Source organism: Polaribacter vadi (genome assembly GCF_001761365.1).
GTDB classification, from domain to species: domain Bacteria; phylum Bacteroidota; class Bacteroidia; order Flavobacteriales; family Flavobacteriaceae; genus Polaribacter; species Polaribacter vadi.
Window position 1 is genome coordinate 2,840,428 of record NZ_CP017477.1, and the last position, 19,173, is coordinate 2,859,600.

A 19,173-nucleotide genomic window follows, 5' to 3' on the forward strand; every position below is an offset into this window, starting at 1 on the left:
CTTTATAAATCAATTTTATTTGTACTTTTGAATCCGATCTTAAAATAGTACAATTTTCTTGAAAAAAGCACTGATTCTTCTAGCATTTATTATATCATTTTCTTCTTGTAAAAAAGATGAAATTAAGCCTATTGTTGTTCCTGAAAAGATAGAACCAATTCCAGAAATTAGGTATGGCTATAATCTTGATGACTTTAATGTTATTCAAGATACCATAAAAAGTGGCGATAGTTTTGGAGCTATTTTAGATAAGCATCATGTAATGTATCCTAAAATTAACGAAATTGCAACATCTGTAAAAGAAATTTTTGATGTGAGACGAGTTAGAGCAGGGAAACCTTATACTATTTTAGCAAGCAAAGATTCTACTCAGCAAGCACAAATTTTCATCTATAAACATGATAAAATAAATTCAACAATTTTAGATTTTAAAGATTCTACAATTACTGCAACTTTATATAAGAAACCAATAATAGTTGTTGAAAAAGAAATAGAAGGCGTAATTAATTCTAGCCTTTCTGCAACCATGGATAGTTTGGGTTTAAGTACCAATTTAACCTGGACAATTGCAGATATTTATGCTTGGACTTTAGATTTCTATAAACTTCAAAAAGGAGATTCTTTTAAATTTGTGTACGAAGAAAAATATATTGAAGATTCTACTTTTGCAGGATATGGAAAAGTAAAATCGGCAGTTTTTAAACATAAAGGAAAAGATTTATACGCTTTTCGTTTTTTAGCAGATTCCACTTTAAATATTCATGAATATTATGATGATAAAGGAAAAATGTTACGTAGTCAGTTTTTAAAAGCACCTATAAAATTTCAATATAGAGTTTCATCAAGATACAATCTAAAAAGAAGAATTGCTTATTATGGAAACAGAATAAAACCTCATAGAGGAACCGATTTTGCTGCAAGATTAGGTACTCCAATTATCTCTACAGCAAACGGAACTGTTGTAGAATCTACTAGAAGAGGTGGTAATGGAAAATTTGTAAAAATTAAACATAATAATATTTATTCTACCCAATATTTACACATGCAAAATCAAAATGTAAAGAAAGGTGACTATGTAAAGCAAGGAGATATTATTGGTTGGGTTGGAATGACTGGAAATACTGGAGGACCACATGTTTGTTATCGTTTTTGGAAAAATGGTAGAGAAGTAGATCCTTTTAAAGAAAAATTACCAGCAGCTAAACCATTGGCAAAGGATGTAGAACCAATTTTTTATGAATTTATAAGACCTTTAAAATATCAGCTAGATTATAAAAGAATACCAGTTAAAAAACCAGAAAAAGTTACAGAAATTGTAGCGCAAAACTAAATTATGGCTTTAAAAAACATCAATCCAACTAAAACAAATGCTTGGAAAGCATTAACAAATCATTTTGAGGAGAATAAAAACATCAATATAAAAGATTTATATAAAGATGATAACAGAAAACAAGAGTTTTCTTTAGAGTTCGATGATTTATTGGTTGATTTTTCTAAAAATAGAATCACAAATGAAACCATAGATTTATTGGTTGATTTAGCAAATGAGGTTGATTTAAAAGATGCTATTGAAAAACAATTTTCTGGAGAAATTATAAATGTAACTGAAGGTAGAGAGGTTTTGCATACAGCTTTAAGAAGTACTTCTGAAGATCCAATTTTAGTAAACGGAAAAAATATAAAACCTCAAATACAAGCAGCTTTAAGAAAAATTAAAAGTTTTTCTAACAAAGTTATTTCTGGTAAATGGAAAGGATATACAGGAAAGTCTATTACAGATATTGTAAATATTGGTATTGGTGGTTCTGATCTTGGTCCAGATATGATTGTAGAATCTTTAAAATTTTACAAAAATCAGTTAAACACCCATTTTGTTTCTAATATTGATGGTGATCATGTTTCTGAAATTATAAAAACCTTAAATCCAGAAACGACACTTTTTGTAATTGTATCTAAAACTTTTACAACACAAGAAACAATTACCAATGCAGAAACTATAAAGAATTGGTTTTTAAAATCGGCTACTATTTTTGATATCCCAAAACACTTTGTAGCAGTTTCCACTAATTTAGAAGCTGTAGATAACTTTGGTATTGATAAAAATAATGTGTTCCCAATGTGGAATTGGGTTGGTGGACGTTTCTCTCTATGGTCAGCAGTAGGTTTGTCTATAAGTTTATCTGTAGGTTTTAATAATTATAGAGCTTTGTTAGATGGTGCAGAAGAGATGGATTTGCATTATAGAAACACAGATTTTAAAGAAAACATTCCAGTAATCTTAGCTTTATTAAGTATTTGGTATAATAATTTTTATGGTGCAGAAACTGAAGCTGTTTTGCCATATTCTCAATACTTATCGAAACTTCCTAGTTATTTGCAACAAGCAATTATGGAAAGCAATGGAAAAGGTGTAGATAGAAATGGAGATAAAGTAGATTACCAAACAGGAACCATTGTTTGGGGAAGTACAGGTACTAATATGCAACACGCATTTATGCAATTAGTACATCAAGGAACAAAATTAATTCTAGCAGATTTTATTGGTTATAAGGAATCTTTATATGGTTTAACGGATCATCATAAAAAATTAATGGCAAATTATTATGGTCAAATGGAAGCTTTAGCTTTTGGTAAAACAAAAGAAGATGTACATTTAGAATTACAATTTTCTGGTGATAAAGAAAAAATAAATCAACTTTTACCTTTTAAAGTTTTTGAAGGTAATAGACCAAGTAACGCTATTCTTTTCGATAAGCTAACACCAAAATCTTTAGGTAAATTAGTGGCTTTGTACGAACATAAAATATACACTCAAGGTATTTTATGGAACATTTATAGTTATGATCAATTTGGAGTTGAATTAGGGAAAGAGCTTGCAAATAAGTTGCTAAAAGCTTAGACTTTTTATAGAGATTTTTCAAAAAACCTATTTGTTAATAAAAACCTAAAATTTTGTTAACAATATTGTTAATATTTAAATGTTTGATATTTAGCGTGAATAGGTATATTTTTATAAATTTACCTATCTTAATTTCCTGTTAAAACTTAACATTAAGTTAACATACCAAACCTGCAAAAAAGGGACTTTTGTGGAAAATTAATAACATAAAATTTAATAATGAAAAATTTTAAAAACTTATTATTTGTAGCCATGTTTTTTATAACAGCTACTGTTTTAGGACAAACTAAAATTACAGGTACTATTGTTGATGAAACAAATCAATCCTTACCTGGAGCAAGTGTTTTAGAAAAAGGAACTACAAATGGGGTTTCTGCAGATTTTGATGGTAAATTTAGCTTAACAGCAAAATCAAGTTCTGGAACATTAGTAATTTCTTTTATTGGTTATAAGTCTAGAGAAGTTTCTTTTTCTGCTGCAAACTCAAAATTGGGTTCAATTAAGTTAGAAGAAGATAATAGTTTAGATGAAATAATTGTAACAGCTACTTCATTTGCAATTGATAGAAAAACGCCAGTGGCTGTTTCTACTATTAGAGCTGCAGATATTGAGGCTAAATTAAGTAATCAAGAATTTCCAGAAATTTTAAAATCTACACCAGGTGTGTATGCTACAAAATCTGGTGGTGGTTATGGAGATGGAGAAATTAACTTACGTGGTTTTAGAACTCAAAACATTGCTGTAATGATTAATGGTATTCCTGTTAATGATATGGAAAATGGTGCAGTATACTGGTCTAACTGGGCAGGCTTGTCAGATGTTACTTCTGCAATGCAGGTTCAAAGAGGTTTAGGAGCATCTAAAGTTGCAGTGCCTTCTATTGGTGGAACAATAAATATTATTTCTAAATCAACAGACGCACTTAAAGGAGGTTCTATAGTAATGAGTACTGGTAATGATGGGTACCAAAAATATGGGATGACTTTATCTACAGGTTTAATGGATAATGGTTTTGCAGTAACAGCTTCTGCTTCTAAAGTTTCAGGAGAAGGTTATGTAGATGGTTTACAGTTTAGTGGTGTAAACTATTTTTTAAATGTTTCTAATCAAGTTAATGAAAACCACAAATTGTCTTTTAATGCAATTGGAACAATTCAAGAGCATGGACAAAGATTTAATAGACGAACTATTGCAGAATATAAAGCAACAGAACAAGGTGGAAAAAGATTTAATCCAGATTGGGGTTATAGAAATGGTAAAGTAGAAAATAGCTCTTTTAACTTTTATCATAAACCACAGATTTCTTTAAACCATGACTGGACAATTTCTGATAAAACATATTTAACAACTTCAGTTTATGCTTCTTTTGGTTCAGGAGGAGGAAGAAGAACTCAAGGAACAAAATTCTCTTCAGACTCTTATAGATTAGGAGACATAGATCAGCCTATTAACTTTGATCAAATAGTAGCAGAAAATATTGCAAGTGGTGCAAATGGAGCAACTGATATATTTGCAGCTTCTAAAAATTCTCATGAGTGGTATGGTGTTTTATCTACATTAAAAACTGATTTATCAGAAACCTTAACTTTGTCAGGAGGTATAGATGCAAGATCTTATGTTGGTTCTCACTGGTATGAAGTAACAGATCTTTTAGGAGGTCAGTATTTTTATAATGATGATCTTAAAGAAAAAACTGGTGGTCAAGCATTAAAAGTAGGAGATAAGTTTAATAAAGATTATGATGGTAAAGTAGGTAGATATGGTTTATTCGCACAATTAGAATATAGTAAAGATGATTTATCAGTATTTTTCTCAACTTCTGTATCTAACTCAGTATATAGTAAGGTAGATAGAATGTCTTATGGAGCTGAAGATAGAGAGTCTGAATCTGCTAGTTTTATAGGATATAGTACTAAAGGTGGTGCTAATTACAATCTAGACGAGAAACAAAAAGTATTTGCTAATATTGGGTATTTTTCTAGAGCTCCAATTTTTGATAATGTATTTGATAGCGATTATTCTGTGGAATTATATGATGGTGCATTAAATGAAAAAGTATTTAGTTTAGAGTTAGGTTATGGTTTTAAAACTCAAGTTTTTTCTGCCAATGTTAACTTATATAACACATCTTGGATAGATAGATTTATGACTTTTAGTCTTCCAGGTGCTGATGGAGAATTTATTACATCAAATGTTACAGGCTTAGATGCTTTACACCAAGGAATAGAAGTTGATTTCTTATTTAGACCAATGGATAAATTAGCTATTACTGGTATGGCTTCTTTAGGTAACTGGAGATGGAAAGATGATGCATCTGCAAATACTTTTAATGACACTACAGGTGAGTTGATAAGTAGTGAAACAATTTATGCAAAAGACTTGAAAGTTTCTGATGCTGCACAAACAACATTCGCATTTGGTCTTAAATATGATTTATTAGGCAAAACTAGTATCTCATTAGACTACAACTATGCTGGAGATAATTATGCAACTATGAATGTTACTGGTAGAACAGCAGATTCACCAGAAGAGGCAGATAGAACTAATACTTGGAAATTACCTAACTATCATTTATTTGATTTAGGATTAAGACATGGTTTTGAAATCGCTGGTTTAAATTCTACATTATCAGCAAACATGAACAATATTTTTGATGTAGAATATATATCAGATGCAAATAATGGTTCTAATTCAAGCTATGATACTGCTCAAGTTTATTACGGAGCAGGTAGAACATTTAGTTTAGGTTTAAAAGTTAAATTTTAGAAAAATAAAAAAATGAAAAAAATACTTTTATTATTAACAGTTTTTTCAATGGTATTCACTTCATGTGATCCATTAGAAGATATTTACGAAGAAGTTGAAGCAAGGGATATTAGTGGTGAAGTTACCTATACGCTTACTGATGATGATTATGAGTCATTAGGATTTGAAAGTCGTTACTTTAATTCAGAAGATGAAGCAAAATCTTTATTGCCAAGTTTTTTATCCAATAAATACCCACTTTGGGGTAATGGGTCTACAGCTTCAATTTCATATAAGTTAGAAATGTTAGGAGATTATACTGGAGCAGTAGAATATTCTTTAGCACTTACAGATTATCCATCAAATGTTACAGATAACGCTATAGCTTTTTATGATAGCGAAAATGCAAATGATTTTTTACCTACTATATTAGAAGCTAATTTTACAACAGCTGTTGAAGGAGATGTTGTTTTAGCTAAATATAACCAATATGTTGGTGAAACAGAAAATGGAATTACAGAATTTTATACGGCAGATTTTGCAGGAGAAGGAACTTTATTAGGTTACGAAGCAGTAAGTGTTAGTGGAGACCAAGTTTGGGAAGGAACAAATTATGGTGCAAAAATGACAGGTTTTGCTTCTGGAAATAGAAATCCAAATGAAGATTGGTTAATTTCTTCAGATATAGATTTAAGTAGTTTTCCTAATGCTACTTTAGAAACAACTCAAATTTTTAATTATGGTGATCCTTCTGGGTTTAGTGTTTTAATTTCAACTGATTATACTGACGATATTTCTGCAGCAACTTGGGATGTTATTGATTTAACGAATGTTCCTGATGGTACTAGTTGGGATGAAGTATTATCTAATCCATATAGTTTAGCTGCTTATAATGGAAAAACTATTAATATAGCATTTAAATATACATCTACATCAACTGACGCTGGAACTTACGAGGTTGTAAATGTTTCTTTGAAAGCTGCTGGTGTAGAAGGTGAAACAGAAGGTGTTTCAGAATTTTATACTTTTGATGGTAGTGCTTGGGAATTATCAGAAGGTGTTTACTATTTAAGTGATGCAGACTTTGATTCTATGGGAGAAAGCAGTGGTCAACCTGGTAGATATAATAATTTTAGTAGTTCAATTACTCCTAATGATTATTTACCTACTTTCCTTAAAAATAAATTTCCATATGCACAAGAAGGAGATGTATTCTCTTTAGTGTATAGATATTATGATGGTGGTGCTCTATTAAAAGGAAATACTTATTCTTATTCTAATGGTGTTTGGGGAGATTTTAACTATACTATAGATTTTTCACATGATGGTTCAAAATGGGCTCCAGCAACAAAATATGAACTTGTTGCAGAAGATTACACTTTAATTGCAAATACTTTTAGAACTGTAGAAGGTTATGAAGCTGCAGTTGCTAACTTAGAGAGCTATGGAAACATTAGTACTTTTAGTTGGGAAGAAGAACAAATAGATGCTGCAATTAATACGGTTTTAAAAACTCGTTTCCCAGATGCAGCAGAAGGACAAAATTTTGATGTTATTGTATATGTTTATAATGGGTCTTCCCAAAATATAACTATTAATTATACTCTTTCATCAGGCGTTTATATTAGAAGATAATATTTATAGTCTTTAATAAATTCTAAAAACCACCTCAATAGAGGTGGTTTTTTTATTTATAAAATTAGTAACTTTGTTTAAAGCAAAAACTCAATCAATATTATGAAAGAAGTACACTCATATTGGGCATATTTAGTCCTTTTAATTCTAATTTTTGCAGTAACAAATGCAATAATCGGTTTAACACAAAAAAAACAATTTACAGATAAAGATTTAAGAATCGGTTTATTTGCATTAATAGCAACGCATATTCAATTATTAATAGGCTTTGTTTGGTACTTTATGTCTCCTTGGTTTGATTTATTAATTTCAGATACTGCAACAGTTATGAAGACCAAAGAAGTTCGGTTATTAGCAGTCGAACATCCTTTAATGATGATTATTGCTATTGTTTTAATAACTATTGGTTGGTCTAAACATAAAAAGAAAACAACAGATACTGCAAAATTTAAAATGTTTGCAATATTTTACGGATTAGGATTGTTGGTTATTTTATCAAGAATCCCTTGGAATAATTGGTTTTAAAATATGAAAATATTAAGCTATTTCCTTTCACCAATATTTATATTGGTATTTGTATTACTATTGGTTATTTTTCATCCATTTCAATGGTTGGCATTTAATTTATTTGGTATTAAAGGACATGCAAAAGTAGTAGCAGTATTAAATTTATGTTTAATGAGGTCTATGTTACTTATTGGTGTTAATGTAAAGCTAATAAATAAACATAAATTACCAGAAAACTGCTCTTTAATTTTTGTGTCAAATCATCAAGCTACTTTCGATATTCCTCCAATTGGTTGGTATTTTAGAAAGCACAATCCAAAATTTGTGTCAAAAATTGAATTAGGTAAAGGAATACCAAGTATTTCTTATAATTTAAAAAAAGGTGGAGCAGCACTTATCAACAGAAAAGATCCGAAACAAGCTATTGGAGAATTGATAGAGTTTTCTAAAAGGATAAATAAAAATAAGTGGGGAGCAGCAATTTTTCCTGAAGGAACAAGAAGTAGAACAGGAGAACCCAAAAAATTTGCTGCAAATGGTTTAAAAATAATAACTAAATTCAACCAAGATGGTTATGTTGTACCTTTAACAATTAATAACTCTTGGAAAGTATTTAAATATGGTAAATTCCCATTAGGTATTGGAAGCCCAATTACAATTACCACACATGAACCTATAAAGATAGATTCAATACCATTTAATGAGCTATTAGCCAAAACAGAAACAATTATTAAAGAACATATAAAATAGAAAATTATGTCTATAAAAAATATAAGAAAAGAAGTAATGCTGACTCTAGAAAAGAGGATGCAACACTTTATGGATACCTATTTAATTCCTGCAGAAAAAATATGGCAACCAACCGATTTTTTGCCTAACTCTCAAAAAGATTCATTTATTACTGAAGTAGAAGAAATTAGAGAACTGTCTAAAGAACTACATGACGATTTTTGGGTAGTTTTAGTTGGTGATACAATCACAGAAGAAGCTTTACCAACCTACGAATCTTGGTTGTTAGATTTAGATGGTGTTTGTCAAGATCCTGATAATAGCTGGGCAAAATGGGTTAGAACTTGGACAGCTGAAGAAAACAGACATGGAGATGTTTTAAACAAATATTTGTATTTATCTGGACGTGTAAATATGCGTGAAGTAGAAATTTCTACCCAACACTTAATTGCAGATGGTTTTGATATTGGTACATCAACAGATCCATATAAAAACTTTGTGTATACAAGTTTCCAAGAATTGGCAACCTATGTTTCTCATAATAATGTAGCAAAAATAGCGCGTAAAAAAGGACACAAAGCTTTGGCTAAAATGTCTAAAATTATTGCTGGAGATGAAATGCGTCATCACCAAGCATATGCACATTTTGTAAAAGAAATTTTTAAGATTGATGGTAGTGAAATGATGCTAGCTTTTCAACACATGATGAAGCATAAAATTGTGATGCCAGCCATGCATTTAAGAGAATCTTTTGGAGAAAAAGGAAGTTTGTTTGATGATTTTTCTACAGTAGCACAAAGATTGGGTGTTTATACAGGTTTTGATTATGTTGATATTTTAAAGAAATTGACAGAAACTTGGGAAATAGATAAAATTACAAATCTTACACCAGAAGCTGAAAAAGCAAGAGATTATTTAATGAAATTACCAGACAGAATGTATAGAATTACAGAAAGGATTAAAGTTCCTGATACACAATTTCAGTTCAAATGGATGTTACCTGCGTAATTTAGTTTAGAAATAATACTACAATAACTAGTCATAAAAAAGTTCCTAATTATTCAAAATCTTTGAATAATTAGGAACTTTTTATTTTAGATAACTCTAAACAATCTCCATTTTCTGCAATAAAAAAGAAGCATTCATGTTTTTACAAATTCCGTTTTTTAAAGTATAATCGAAATGCAATTCGTTGTTGATAATTTCTGCATCAAAATAATAGTTTTTAATTGTCGGAAACTCATTTTCTAATTCGCACAAGCTCACATCATGTGTGGCAATAATTCCTGTAGATTTCGATTTTGTGAGTTTTTCCACAAATTTTAAAGAACCAATGGCTTTGTCTTTGCTGTTTGTCCCTTTTAAAATTTCATCTAAAATGATAAAATAATGATTGTCTTTTATCTCATCAACAATAAATTTTAAGCGTTTTAATTCAGAATAAAAATACGACTCATCTTCTGTTAAAGAATCTGTAGTTCGCATACTTGTAATTAGTTTTATAGGCGAATATGTAAAACTTTCTGCACAAACTGGCAAACCACAATTTGCCATTACAATAGATAAAGAAACCGTTCTTAAAAACGTACTTTTTCCAGCCATATTTGCTCCAGTTACAATAAAAAACTGCTCATCATCAATTATAAAATCATTATCGACTCTTTTATTAACTTTTAATAAAGGATGCCCTAAATTGGTTGATTTTATAACTTCTTTTTCTTTTGAAATTTCTGGGAAAATAAATTTTGGATGATTAAATTTAAAGTTTGCTAATGAGTTTTGGGCATCAAAATAAGCAACTACTTCAAACCACTTTTCTACAGTATTTTTATAGTTTTCAATCCATTTTTCAACTTTACGTGCGTTGTAAATTTCTAAGAGAAATAAACCATTTCCTAAAACCGAAATAATAATATTACTTCGTTGATCAAAAGCATCTAAAATTTTAGAAAATTCTTTAAAAATTACAGACGCTTTTTTATTTTCTGATTGAATTATTTTTTGATGCTGAACTAAATTTTTAGCAGTAAAATTTTCGGTTTCAATTTCATTTAACAATTGATGATATTGTTTAAAAGTATCTCTAATTTTATCTGTTTCTGCGTATAAATTATTTGTCTTTTTCAAAAATCTACCTGTAATAAATAGTCCAATAAAAAACCAAATCATTATATAATTAAAAGAAATAAGTCCAAAGGAAACCAAGCCAATTAAAGTTATGGAAATAATTGAAAACGCAATTTGTAAGGTTGATAAAAATTTAGGAAAAACAGATTTGTAATTAATAATCCACTCTGATATAAATGCTGTTTTATTTTTTACAGTCACTAAATTTGCCAAAGCAGAAAAATGTTGACGCCATTTTACGTTTTTAGAAAGTTCGTTAATTGCATGTTGTTTTTCAAAAATTCCATCTGTTTTATTTTCAGTAAAAACGTTTGCTAAAGCAGCTTTTCCATCGATAGTAGAAGTTCTATTTATATACTGGAAGAACGAACCAATACCAAATAAATCAATATCATTACTGTAAAAATGAGCAGGATTTACAAACTCTGTTCCATCTTCTAAATGATGAAAATCACGATTTAAAACTTTAATTTCTGTTTTATGAATGGCTATTTTTGCATCAACAATTGCTTTTTCTCTTTTTAAGTTGATGAATTTTGTCACCAAAAAAGAAAACAATAAAATACCTAAAAAAGCAACGATAAAAACATCTGGATAATTCCCAAAAGTTAGGTAAACTAAAAAGCAGGTAACTAAAAAAACAGCAAACCTGAAAATTCCTAAATTGATTAATTTCTTTTTCAATTTAAAAGATTCCTTTTCTGATTCAATTTTTTGTTGCTTATAAAACTCTAAAGGATTCGTCATGTACTTATTTTCGTTCTTTAAATTTAACATTTAGTTGTGTTGCTAAATCTCTTCCATAAATAACTGCATTATCAATTTCATCAAATGCTGCAATTTTGTATTTATTCTTTCTAACATCCCAAATATTTACTTCACATTCATCTCTCTGATTTAAAAAAGTAGAAACTCTATCTAATTTTTTAAAATTTTTCCAGAATCCGTAACCAAAAGGACCAATAAAATAAAAGGTTCGATATTTCATTTCTTCAAAATTGAAATGGTGGGAAGCAGAAATAGAAAACTTAATAGCAATAATTAAAGGAATCAAAATACCAAATACAATACTTCGTTGTTTCTTATGTGATTTTAACTCAAAAAAAGAAATGTCTGAAATAAAAAATTTATAAAGTAAAAAAACAAATAGAGAATAAAATATAGAAGCTATTATCCTATTCAAAATAGATTTTTTACCAAAAAATATAATTACATTCTTAGTCTCCATAAGATGAAATTCCACCTGTCAAATTTAAGACTTTTAAATTTGGATATTTCTTTTTTAACCTCTCTGTAGCTCTGTAACTATTCAAACCTCTTTGGCAAACCATAATATAGGTTTTAGTTTCATCTATTTTGATTTTTTCAGCATCAAATTTATTAATATGGATGGTTTGATTCACTTCAAAAGGCAATTTTAAATTGTTTAAAACAGCAATAATTTCAAGATCTTTAGAAGTTTTTATGTCTGATAATTTTTCTTTTAATGCTGATGCAGATATTTGCCAATCTTCATTTTGAGTATTACAAATTGCGTTAACATACGTTTGTGTTTTAAAAATTTTAGCAATTTTATCTTTTAAAACGGTTGGTTTTAACTTCATTTTTAGTTGCGTGTTTTGGAGGGAATTATAAATTAATAATTCATTTGTTAAAGGTTTTCCAATTCCAGTAACTAGTTTTAAAACCTCATTAACTTGTTGTTTGGCAATCAACCCAACAATGGAATTTAAAGTTCCTGCTTCTTCACAATTAGGAATATCTGTTGCCATTTTCGGAAAAGCATCTCTTAAATTAGTGGAATAACTTCCCTCTTTTTGCAACACATTAAAAGTAGCAACATAACCATCAAACTTATATAAAGAACCATAAACAAGTGGTTTCTTTTTGATGACACAAGCATCATTTAACAAGTATTTTGTTGGTAAGGAATCTGTTCCATCTACAATAATATCAACGTTTTCTATCAATTCAAAAACATTGTCTTTTGTAATTGGTTTGTTCGTAAAATTAACTTCTGTAAAAGGTGCTCTTTTTTTTATAAATTCTGATAAAACTGCTGCTTTTGATTGACCAACATCTTCTAAAGAAAAGAAAACTTGTCTGTGTAAATTGGTTATATCAATGGTGTCAAAATCTACCAAATGGATTTTTCCAATACCACTTGCAGCTAAATAAACAGCAATCGGACTTCCTAAACCACCACAACCAACCACTAAAACAGCAGCGTTTTGTAGTTTTTGTTGCCCAACTTCACCAATTTCTGATAAAGTGATTTGACGTTTAAAAAGTTGATTTTTTGTGGGTTTCATATTAATCTAAATAAGCCATATTTACATAATCATAAATCATTTTTACATTCTCTTTTTTAAGTTGATTAAAAGTATGTTCATAAGAAAAACTAACATAACTTTTGGTAGTTTCCAAAGCTTGGATATTCAAAGAGTCTAAAAGCTTCTTTTCGTTAATTGAATATTGATAAAAGTAATCAAATGTTAAATTTTCATTTGCCAAAGCTGGTCCAACCAATCTTCTATCAATTTTATGACAAGATGCGCATAAACTTTTAAATAACTTTCTTCCTTCTGTTTGATTCTCATTCAAAATTTTACCATTATAAGTAATGTAATCTGGTGTTCCACAAACTCCAATTTCTTCTTGGAAAGAATTACTATAAAATACAGATATAGATAGAATGATTAAAAAAACCACAATAAAAGATAATACTATTTGGTTTCTATTACTCATTTATCTCCTTTTTAGCAACCTTAAACTCTTCTGGAGTATTTATATTTCTGATAAAATCATCTTCAATTTCTACAATTTCAACATCCGAATTAATTAACATTTTACGTGGACAAGAGTAGCCTTGAGCTAAATATTGTAACAAAATAGGATATGCTTTTGGCTCGTAAATGGTTATTAAAGGCTCTACAAATTCCTTGCTTTTTCCTTTAATTGCTGTTGCAGCTTTACTTGGATTTCTATGTTTTAACAGCAATTCAATAACTTCTTCATTTACAAAAGGAACATCTGTTGCTAATACAAGCCAAGCCGAATTTGGGTCTTTTTGAAACGCAGAACAAATGCCTCCAAAAGGTCCTAAATTCAGAAATTTATCGTGAATTTCATTTTCAATTTCTGATGAATTTTGAACAGAATAAAACGTTTCTAAATTGTTACGCTCTAGTAATTCTTTTGCAAATTCTTTTTGTGGTTTTCCAAAATAGTTAAGCTCAGCTTTATCTGTTCCCATTCTTGTACTTTTTCCACCAACCAAAACCAACCCTTTTACAGGCGCAATTTTTTCTTGAATCAAGTTATTGATGTGATCTGCAATTTTATCAACTTCATCAATTGTATAGCAAAGCTTGTTTTTTATATTTGGATATTTCTCAACCAAAAAATCAAAAAATTCGGTATCTTTTTTTAGTTTGATGATAAACTGAACTCTATTTAATTGTTCTAATCTTTTTAAAACTGAAGCTTCTTTTGCTTCATCTAAAACTAAAATTTGTTTTGAACCTTCATAATGATTTCCGTTGATAAAAACATAATCAAATTGTGCAAAATCCAAACGTTGCTGAAATTTGTTTACGTTTCCTGAAGTCGTAATTTGTAAATTTCCTTCATGATGAAAAACATATTCTGATAAACTATAATTGTCATCTCGAGCGTAGTCGAGAGATTTTGCGTGAGAAGCATCAAAATACGCCAACTTGTAGTTTGATAATTTTTGAGAAACTTGACGCACTAAATCAGCTATAATGTTACAATTTGTGCCTAAAATTGCAATTTCATTTGGTGCAAAATTATCATTATCTCTTCTTTCTAGGTTTGTATGTTTGCTATGTTTAGCCATTTTTTATATCCGATTTTCCTCCCGTTTTTTCTACTAATTTCACTTCTTTAATTACCATTTGCTGACTGATACTTTTGCACATATCATAAATAGCTAAACAGGTAATATTTGCGCCAGTTAATGCTTCCATTTCTACGCCTGTTTTTCCTTCGATAGTTACTTCGCAAAAGACTTCTATGTTTTCTAAATCGATAATATTAATATCAATATCTACTCCATTAATCAATAATGGATGACACATAGGAATCAATTCTGATGTTTTTTTTACGCCTTGAATTCCTGCAATTATAGCTGTTTGAAAAACAGGGCCTTTTTTGGTGATTAACTCATCACTCGTAAAATGAGAAATCACTTCTTTTCCTAAAAACATCGTTGCTTTTGCAATGGCTGTTCTTTTGGTAATTTTCTTGTCAGAAACGTTAACCATTTTAGGATTGTTTTTGGAGTTTAAGTGTGAAAACATATTAGTATTGTAAGGATTAAATTCTTTAATATCGGATTCTAACACTTCTATTTCTGGTTTCAAAAATTCTCTAAAAAAACTTGATTTTTTTACAGGTCTTTCTGAATAAAATGCTTCTTCAACATCTTCTAGTTTATATTTTTCTGATAATTTGAATGTTGAAAAGTTTGATCCTAAAAAAGATAGAAAAGCATGTGTTGTATTCAAAAAACCAAAGTCAGTATAAAAACCATTTTCTTTTTTTAAATAATAAGCTTTATTTTTAATTTTTGCATACCTAAAACCTAAATCCTTAAGAGTTTGATAAACACCTCTTTGATGAAACTCTAACTTACCATTTTTTGAATTCTCGAAAATTACTTTTTGCATTATTTAAATCTTATTATTGGATAAACCTCTCCACTTTTAAACTCACTTTTATGACTTGGCAATTGAATAAACGCATCTGCATGTACCAAACTTGCTAAATCTCCAGAACCATTTCCTTGAATTGGAGTTGCAATTAAATTTCCATTTTTACAGCTTAATTTTACTTGTAAAAAATAAACCAAATCAGGTTTAAAAGTGACGTTTTCGGCTAAAATTGCAGTTTCTTGTTCAACTTTTAAATTTACTGATTTGTAATACCAAGGATAAAAGTACGCCAAACAATTTACAAATGTCGAAATTGGGTTTCCTGGAAATGCAAATAATTTGCAGTTTTCAGTTTGTCCAAACCAAAAAGGTTTTCCTGGTCTTTGAGCAACTTTATGGAATAGTTTTTCTACACCTAATTCATCAAAAACTTCTGGTAAAAAATCGAATTTTCCTTTGCTAACTGCGCCACTAAAAAGCAACACATCATAATCTTGTAAATAGTTTTTTATTTTCGATTTTAAAATAGGTTTATCATCTGTAATATGAGCAGTTTCTGAAGAGATATTCAATCTTTCTAACAAAGAAACCAGCGTAAAAACATTACTTCTTCTTATTTGATGTTCCAAAGGAATTTCGTCTACGCCAACTAATTCATCACCTGTAGAAATAATCATTATTTTAGGTTGTTTTGCAACTTTTACAAACGATTTTCCAACAGTTGCTAAAACTCCAACTTCTGCTGCTGATATCTTCATGTTTTCAGCAATTAACACATCACCAACTTTTCCATCTTTTCCTTTATGATGCACATTTTGGTCCTCATTAATTTTATCAATATTGATGGTAGCAACTCCATTTTCGATTATTACATCTTCATATCTTATAACAGTATTTGCGTTGTTTGGCAACACTGCACCTGTCATCACTTCAATACAATTTTGATTGTTTTTGAGTGTAATTTGTTCACTTCCTGCAGCTTGAATTCCTTCTATTTTAAAACTCAATTGTCTGTTCGAGCGCAGTCGAGAACTGAATTCATAATAATCAATGGCAATTCCATCCATAGCAACTCTATTAAAAGGAGGGAAATCTCTATCTGCAACAATTTCTTCTTTTAAAATTCTACCAACAGATTTTATAAATGGAATTTTTTCAACCCCAAAATCTTGTGTTGCCTTTAAAACTAACTGTAAAGCGTTTTCTACTGAAATCATTGTTTATAAAATGTGTAATCGTTGAAATGTGTAATTGTGTAATTGAAAAAATGTAAATTTTATACCTAAAGTTCCATAGACATCAAAACCATTTTCAATTCCATATAGGTGAAACTAGCATCTACTTTTTCTTTTAATGCTGTTAACCCTTTTGTATCGCCAACTTCTTCTATTTCGTTTCTAATCTTTTTGTAGCGTTTTAAATCCATCAATTCTAAAACATCAATTTCTCCTGAAGGAATAAAACTCGCTAAATGATTTTCAATAGTTCCAGCAGTTAAACTTCTTTCTTTGGCAACTTCTTTGATGGATAAACCAGATTTAAATAACTCAAACGTAATTTGTTTGGTCGATTTTTTATCCTCTTTTTTCTGCTCGTTAAATTTATTAATTCCGTTTTTTGTGCAATATTCGTTAATGGCTTCCAAAATTTCATCACCATATTTGGCAACTCTGGTTTTTCCCATTCCAACAATCGCCAACAGTTCTTTTTCTGTTCTTGGCAATTCGTCACACATAGCGTATAAAGATTCTTGTGTAAATATTTGAAAAGCAGCAATGTTTTCTGCAATTCGAATGCTATCTCTTAATTCTCGCAATTTTAAAGCCAAAATAGGATCACGTTTAGAAGCTACTTTTTTCTTCTTTTTAGGTTCCGTCTTTTGTAAAACTGACTTTGCTCTAACCTCTAAATAATCTTTGGTTTTAAATCCATTTGTCATTTTTTGTAAGGCAAATAACTTTTCTTCTAATTTTTCTTGAAGCGAATCAAACTGTTTTGAAAAATCTGCTTTTACAGCTTTGTTATCAGTCGAAAACTGAATTGCATCCAAAGGTTTTTCAATATTATTTTTAGTTTGATTTAAAAAATAATCAATCGCTTTTGTAAAACGTTCTTGAATTTGAGAACTATTTTCTGGCAAAATATTAGCTTTAGAAATTTGTAAAAGTTGATTTTTAAATCCGTTAGAAACTTTCATTAAAGCCACAACTCCATCATCTTTTATGGTTTGTAAATGATTAATAACATCACCTTTTATACTGGTTTGATTTCTGTAATAAATATCAATTAAACGTGTTATAGGATATAAAAATGGCTGATAATCTAACAATTCTATAATTAAATTTAATTGAAAATGTTTTTCGGATTCGTTTAAAATCGATTCATCAGGATGATTTTCGGCTACATTTTCATTAAAAATACTAACAGTTTTATCGTTGATAATAGCATTGCTTGTAATTTTGGTTTTTAACACCAAACCCTCTAAAGAAGTACATCTACTTAAAGCTACATACGTTTGTCCATGAGCAAAGGAAGCTTCTGCATCTATAATTGCTTTTTCGAATGTTAAACCTTGACTTTTATGAATGGTAATTGCCCAAGCCAAACGTAAAGGAATTTGTGTAAAAGAACCAATTAACTCTTCTTTAATTGCTTTTGTTTCATCATTTATGGAATAATTAATATTAGACCATGTTTCTCTTTCTGTTACAATTTCATCTGCATCATTTGGACATTTTACAGTAACAGCATCTTTAGAAATTTTTGTAATAATTCCTATTTTTCCGTTAAAATATCTTTTTTCTTGTGATGAATCATTTTTGATGAACATTACTTGTGCACCTAATTTCAACTCTAATTTTTCATCATTAGGAAACGAGTTTTCATTAAACTTTCCAGAAATTTCAGCTTTAAAGAAAGCACTTTTATCTTTCAGTTTATTCAGCTCAGAATTGTTAATTAAATTTGCTCTGTTATTATGAGTTGTTAAGGTAATAAAACCTTCCTCTTTACTTGGCGAAAAAGACGGATTGTAATTTCTGTTTAAAGTATCTGCAGATTCGTTAGATAAAGTATCTGTTCTAACTTCATTTAAAATTTTGATAAAATCTTCGTTTTTCTGACGATAAATATGTTTCAATTCAATAGAAACTACATTGGCTTCTTGAAAGGCTTTTGAGCTAAAAAAATAGACAGTTTCATAATGAGGTTGTAACAAACTCCATTCATTTGGTCTTACAACTGGGGCTAATTGTTGTAAATCTCCAATCATTAAAATTTGTGCGCCACCAAAAACTTTATTTCGGTTTTTATAACGACGCATCACTTGGTCAATTCCATCTAACAAATCTGCTCTAACCATAGAGATTTCATCAATAATTACTAAATCTAACGATTTTATGATATCGATCTTCGTTTTAGAAAAACGTCTTTGCTGGCTATTTGGTGGCTGATTTGGTAAAATTGGGCAAAAAGGCATTTGAAAAAAAGAGTGAATTGTAACACCCTTTGCATTAATGGCTGCAACTCCTGTTGGAGCAACAATAACCATTCTTTTTAAAGATTCGTTTTTAATTTGATGTAAAAAAGTTGTTTTTCCTGTACCTGCTTTTCCTGTGATAAATAAATTTCTATCGGTTTTTTCGATAAAGTTTAGGGCAAGTTCTAATTCAGGATTTCTTGGCATTTTTACTTTTTGATGCAAGGTAAATAATTAAAAATTATTTTAACAAAGTAGTTATGGTAAAACGCTATTTTCTTGAATGGATCCCATAAAGAAGTTTTAAAAAAGTGGAATTTATATAATTTAAAAAATGAGCTTATTTTTATTTGTTATATTCGGATGTTACCACA

15 protein-coding genes are annotated in these 19,173 nt (G+C 29.3%); 7 read left to right on the top strand and 8 right to left on the bottom strand.

Translation table 11 applies throughout. From position 1 onward, the window contains the following. Positions 1-58 precede the first annotated feature (58 nt). The 7 genes from LPB03_RS12320 (at position 59) to LPB03_RS12350 (ending at position 9,523) form a co-directional block, all read left to right on the top strand. Positions 59-1,330: a peptidoglycan DD-metalloendopeptidase family protein gene (locus LPB03_RS12320; RefSeq protein WP_065319897.1), complete on the top strand. Its 1,272-nt coding sequence runs from the start codon at positions 59-61 to the stop codon at positions 1,328-1,330. Positions 1,331-1,333: 3 nt separating this feature from the next. Beyond that, positions 1,334-2,899 carry a glucose-6-phosphate isomerase gene (gene pgi / locus LPB03_RS12325; RefSeq protein ID WP_065319898.1) on the top strand — a complete coding sequence of 522 codons (1,566 nt, stop codon included), beginning with the start codon at positions 1,334-1,336 and terminating at the stop codon, positions 2,897-2,899. 219 nt (positions 2,900-3,118) lie between these two features. Next, entirely contained in the window at positions 3,119-5,665 is a 2,547-nt protein-coding gene (locus LPB03_RS12330; protein WP_065319899.1) for a TonB-dependent receptor, read from the top strand. A gap of 12 nt (positions 5,666-5,677) precedes the next feature. Beyond that, complete coding sequence (locus tag LPB03_RS12335; protein ID WP_065319900.1) at positions 5,678-7,279, top strand: choice-of-anchor J domain-containing protein; 1,602 nt, start codon at positions 5,678-5,680, stop codon at positions 7,277-7,279. Between the two features lie 102 nt (positions 7,280-7,381). Then, a complete protein-coding gene (locus tag LPB03_RS12340) occupies positions 7,382-7,804 on the top strand; it encodes a hypothetical protein (protein WP_065319901.1) in 423 nt (140 codons plus the stop codon). 3 nt (positions 7,805-7,807) lie between these two features. Next, on the top strand, positions 7,808-8,536 hold the full coding sequence (locus tag LPB03_RS12345; RefSeq protein WP_065319902.1) for a lysophospholipid acyltransferase family protein: 729 nt from the start codon (positions 7,808-7,810) through the stop codon (positions 8,534-8,536). Positions 8,537-8,542: 6 nt separating this feature from the next. Next, positions 8,543-9,523 (top strand): acyl-ACP desaturase, encoded by a 981-nt coding sequence (locus LPB03_RS12350; protein WP_065319903.1) that lies wholly within the window; start codon positions 8,543-8,545, stop codon positions 9,521-9,523. Positions 9,524-9,619: 96 nt separating this feature from the next. Here the strand turns inward: LPB03_RS12350 and LPB03_RS12355 are convergent, their stop codons facing one another. From LPB03_RS12355 to LPB03_RS12390, 8 genes are all read right to left on the bottom strand, one after another. Then, the gene (locus LPB03_RS12355) at positions 9,620-11,389 is read right to left on the bottom strand and encodes a MutS-related protein (protein ID WP_065320141.1); all 1,770 of its coding nucleotides are present in this window, start codon (positions 11,387-11,389) and stop codon (positions 9,620-9,622) included. Positions 11,390-11,393: 4 nt separating this feature from the next. Further along, positions 11,394-11,630: a hypothetical protein gene (locus tag LPB03_RS16660; RefSeq protein ID WP_139058985.1), complete on the bottom strand. Its 237-nt coding sequence runs from the start codon at positions 11,628-11,630 to the stop codon at positions 11,394-11,396. 229 nt (positions 11,631-11,859) lie between these two features. Then, positions 11,860-12,954, bottom strand: a complete 1,095-nt coding sequence (locus LPB03_RS12365) for a HesA/MoeB/ThiF family protein (RefSeq protein ID WP_065319905.1) — start codon at positions 12,952-12,954, stop codon at positions 11,860-11,862. Between the two features lies 1 nt (position 12,955). Further along, positions 12,956-13,390: a c-type cytochrome gene (locus LPB03_RS12370; RefSeq protein WP_065319906.1), complete on the bottom strand. Its 435-nt coding sequence runs from the start codon at positions 13,388-13,390 to the stop codon at positions 12,956-12,958. Beyond that, positions 13,383-14,504 (bottom strand): NTP transferase domain-containing protein, encoded by a 1,122-nt coding sequence (locus LPB03_RS12375; RefSeq protein ID WP_065319907.1) that lies wholly within the window; start codon positions 14,502-14,504, stop codon positions 13,383-13,385. Before LPB03_RS12375 ends, LPB03_RS12370 begins: the two co-directional genes overlap by 8 nt. After that, positions 14,497-15,336 (bottom strand): cyclic pyranopterin monophosphate synthase MoaC, encoded by an 840-nt coding sequence (gene moaC / locus LPB03_RS17000; RefSeq protein ID WP_437438316.1) that lies wholly within the window; start codon positions 15,334-15,336, stop codon positions 14,497-14,499. Before moaC ends, LPB03_RS12375 begins: the two co-directional genes overlap by 8 nt. Next, positions 15,336-16,538 carry a molybdopterin molybdotransferase MoeA gene (locus tag LPB03_RS12385; protein WP_065319908.1) on the bottom strand — a complete coding sequence of 401 codons (1,203 nt, stop codon included), beginning with the start codon at positions 16,536-16,538 and terminating at the stop codon, positions 15,336-15,338. Before LPB03_RS12385 ends, moaC begins: the two co-directional genes overlap by 1 nt. A 65-nt stretch (positions 16,539-16,603) precedes the next feature. Then, on the bottom strand, positions 16,604-19,006 hold the full coding sequence (locus tag LPB03_RS12390) for a helix-turn-helix domain-containing protein (protein WP_065319909.1): 2,403 nt from the start codon (positions 19,004-19,006) through the stop codon (positions 16,604-16,606). Positions 19,007-19,173: the final 167 nt, after the last annotated feature.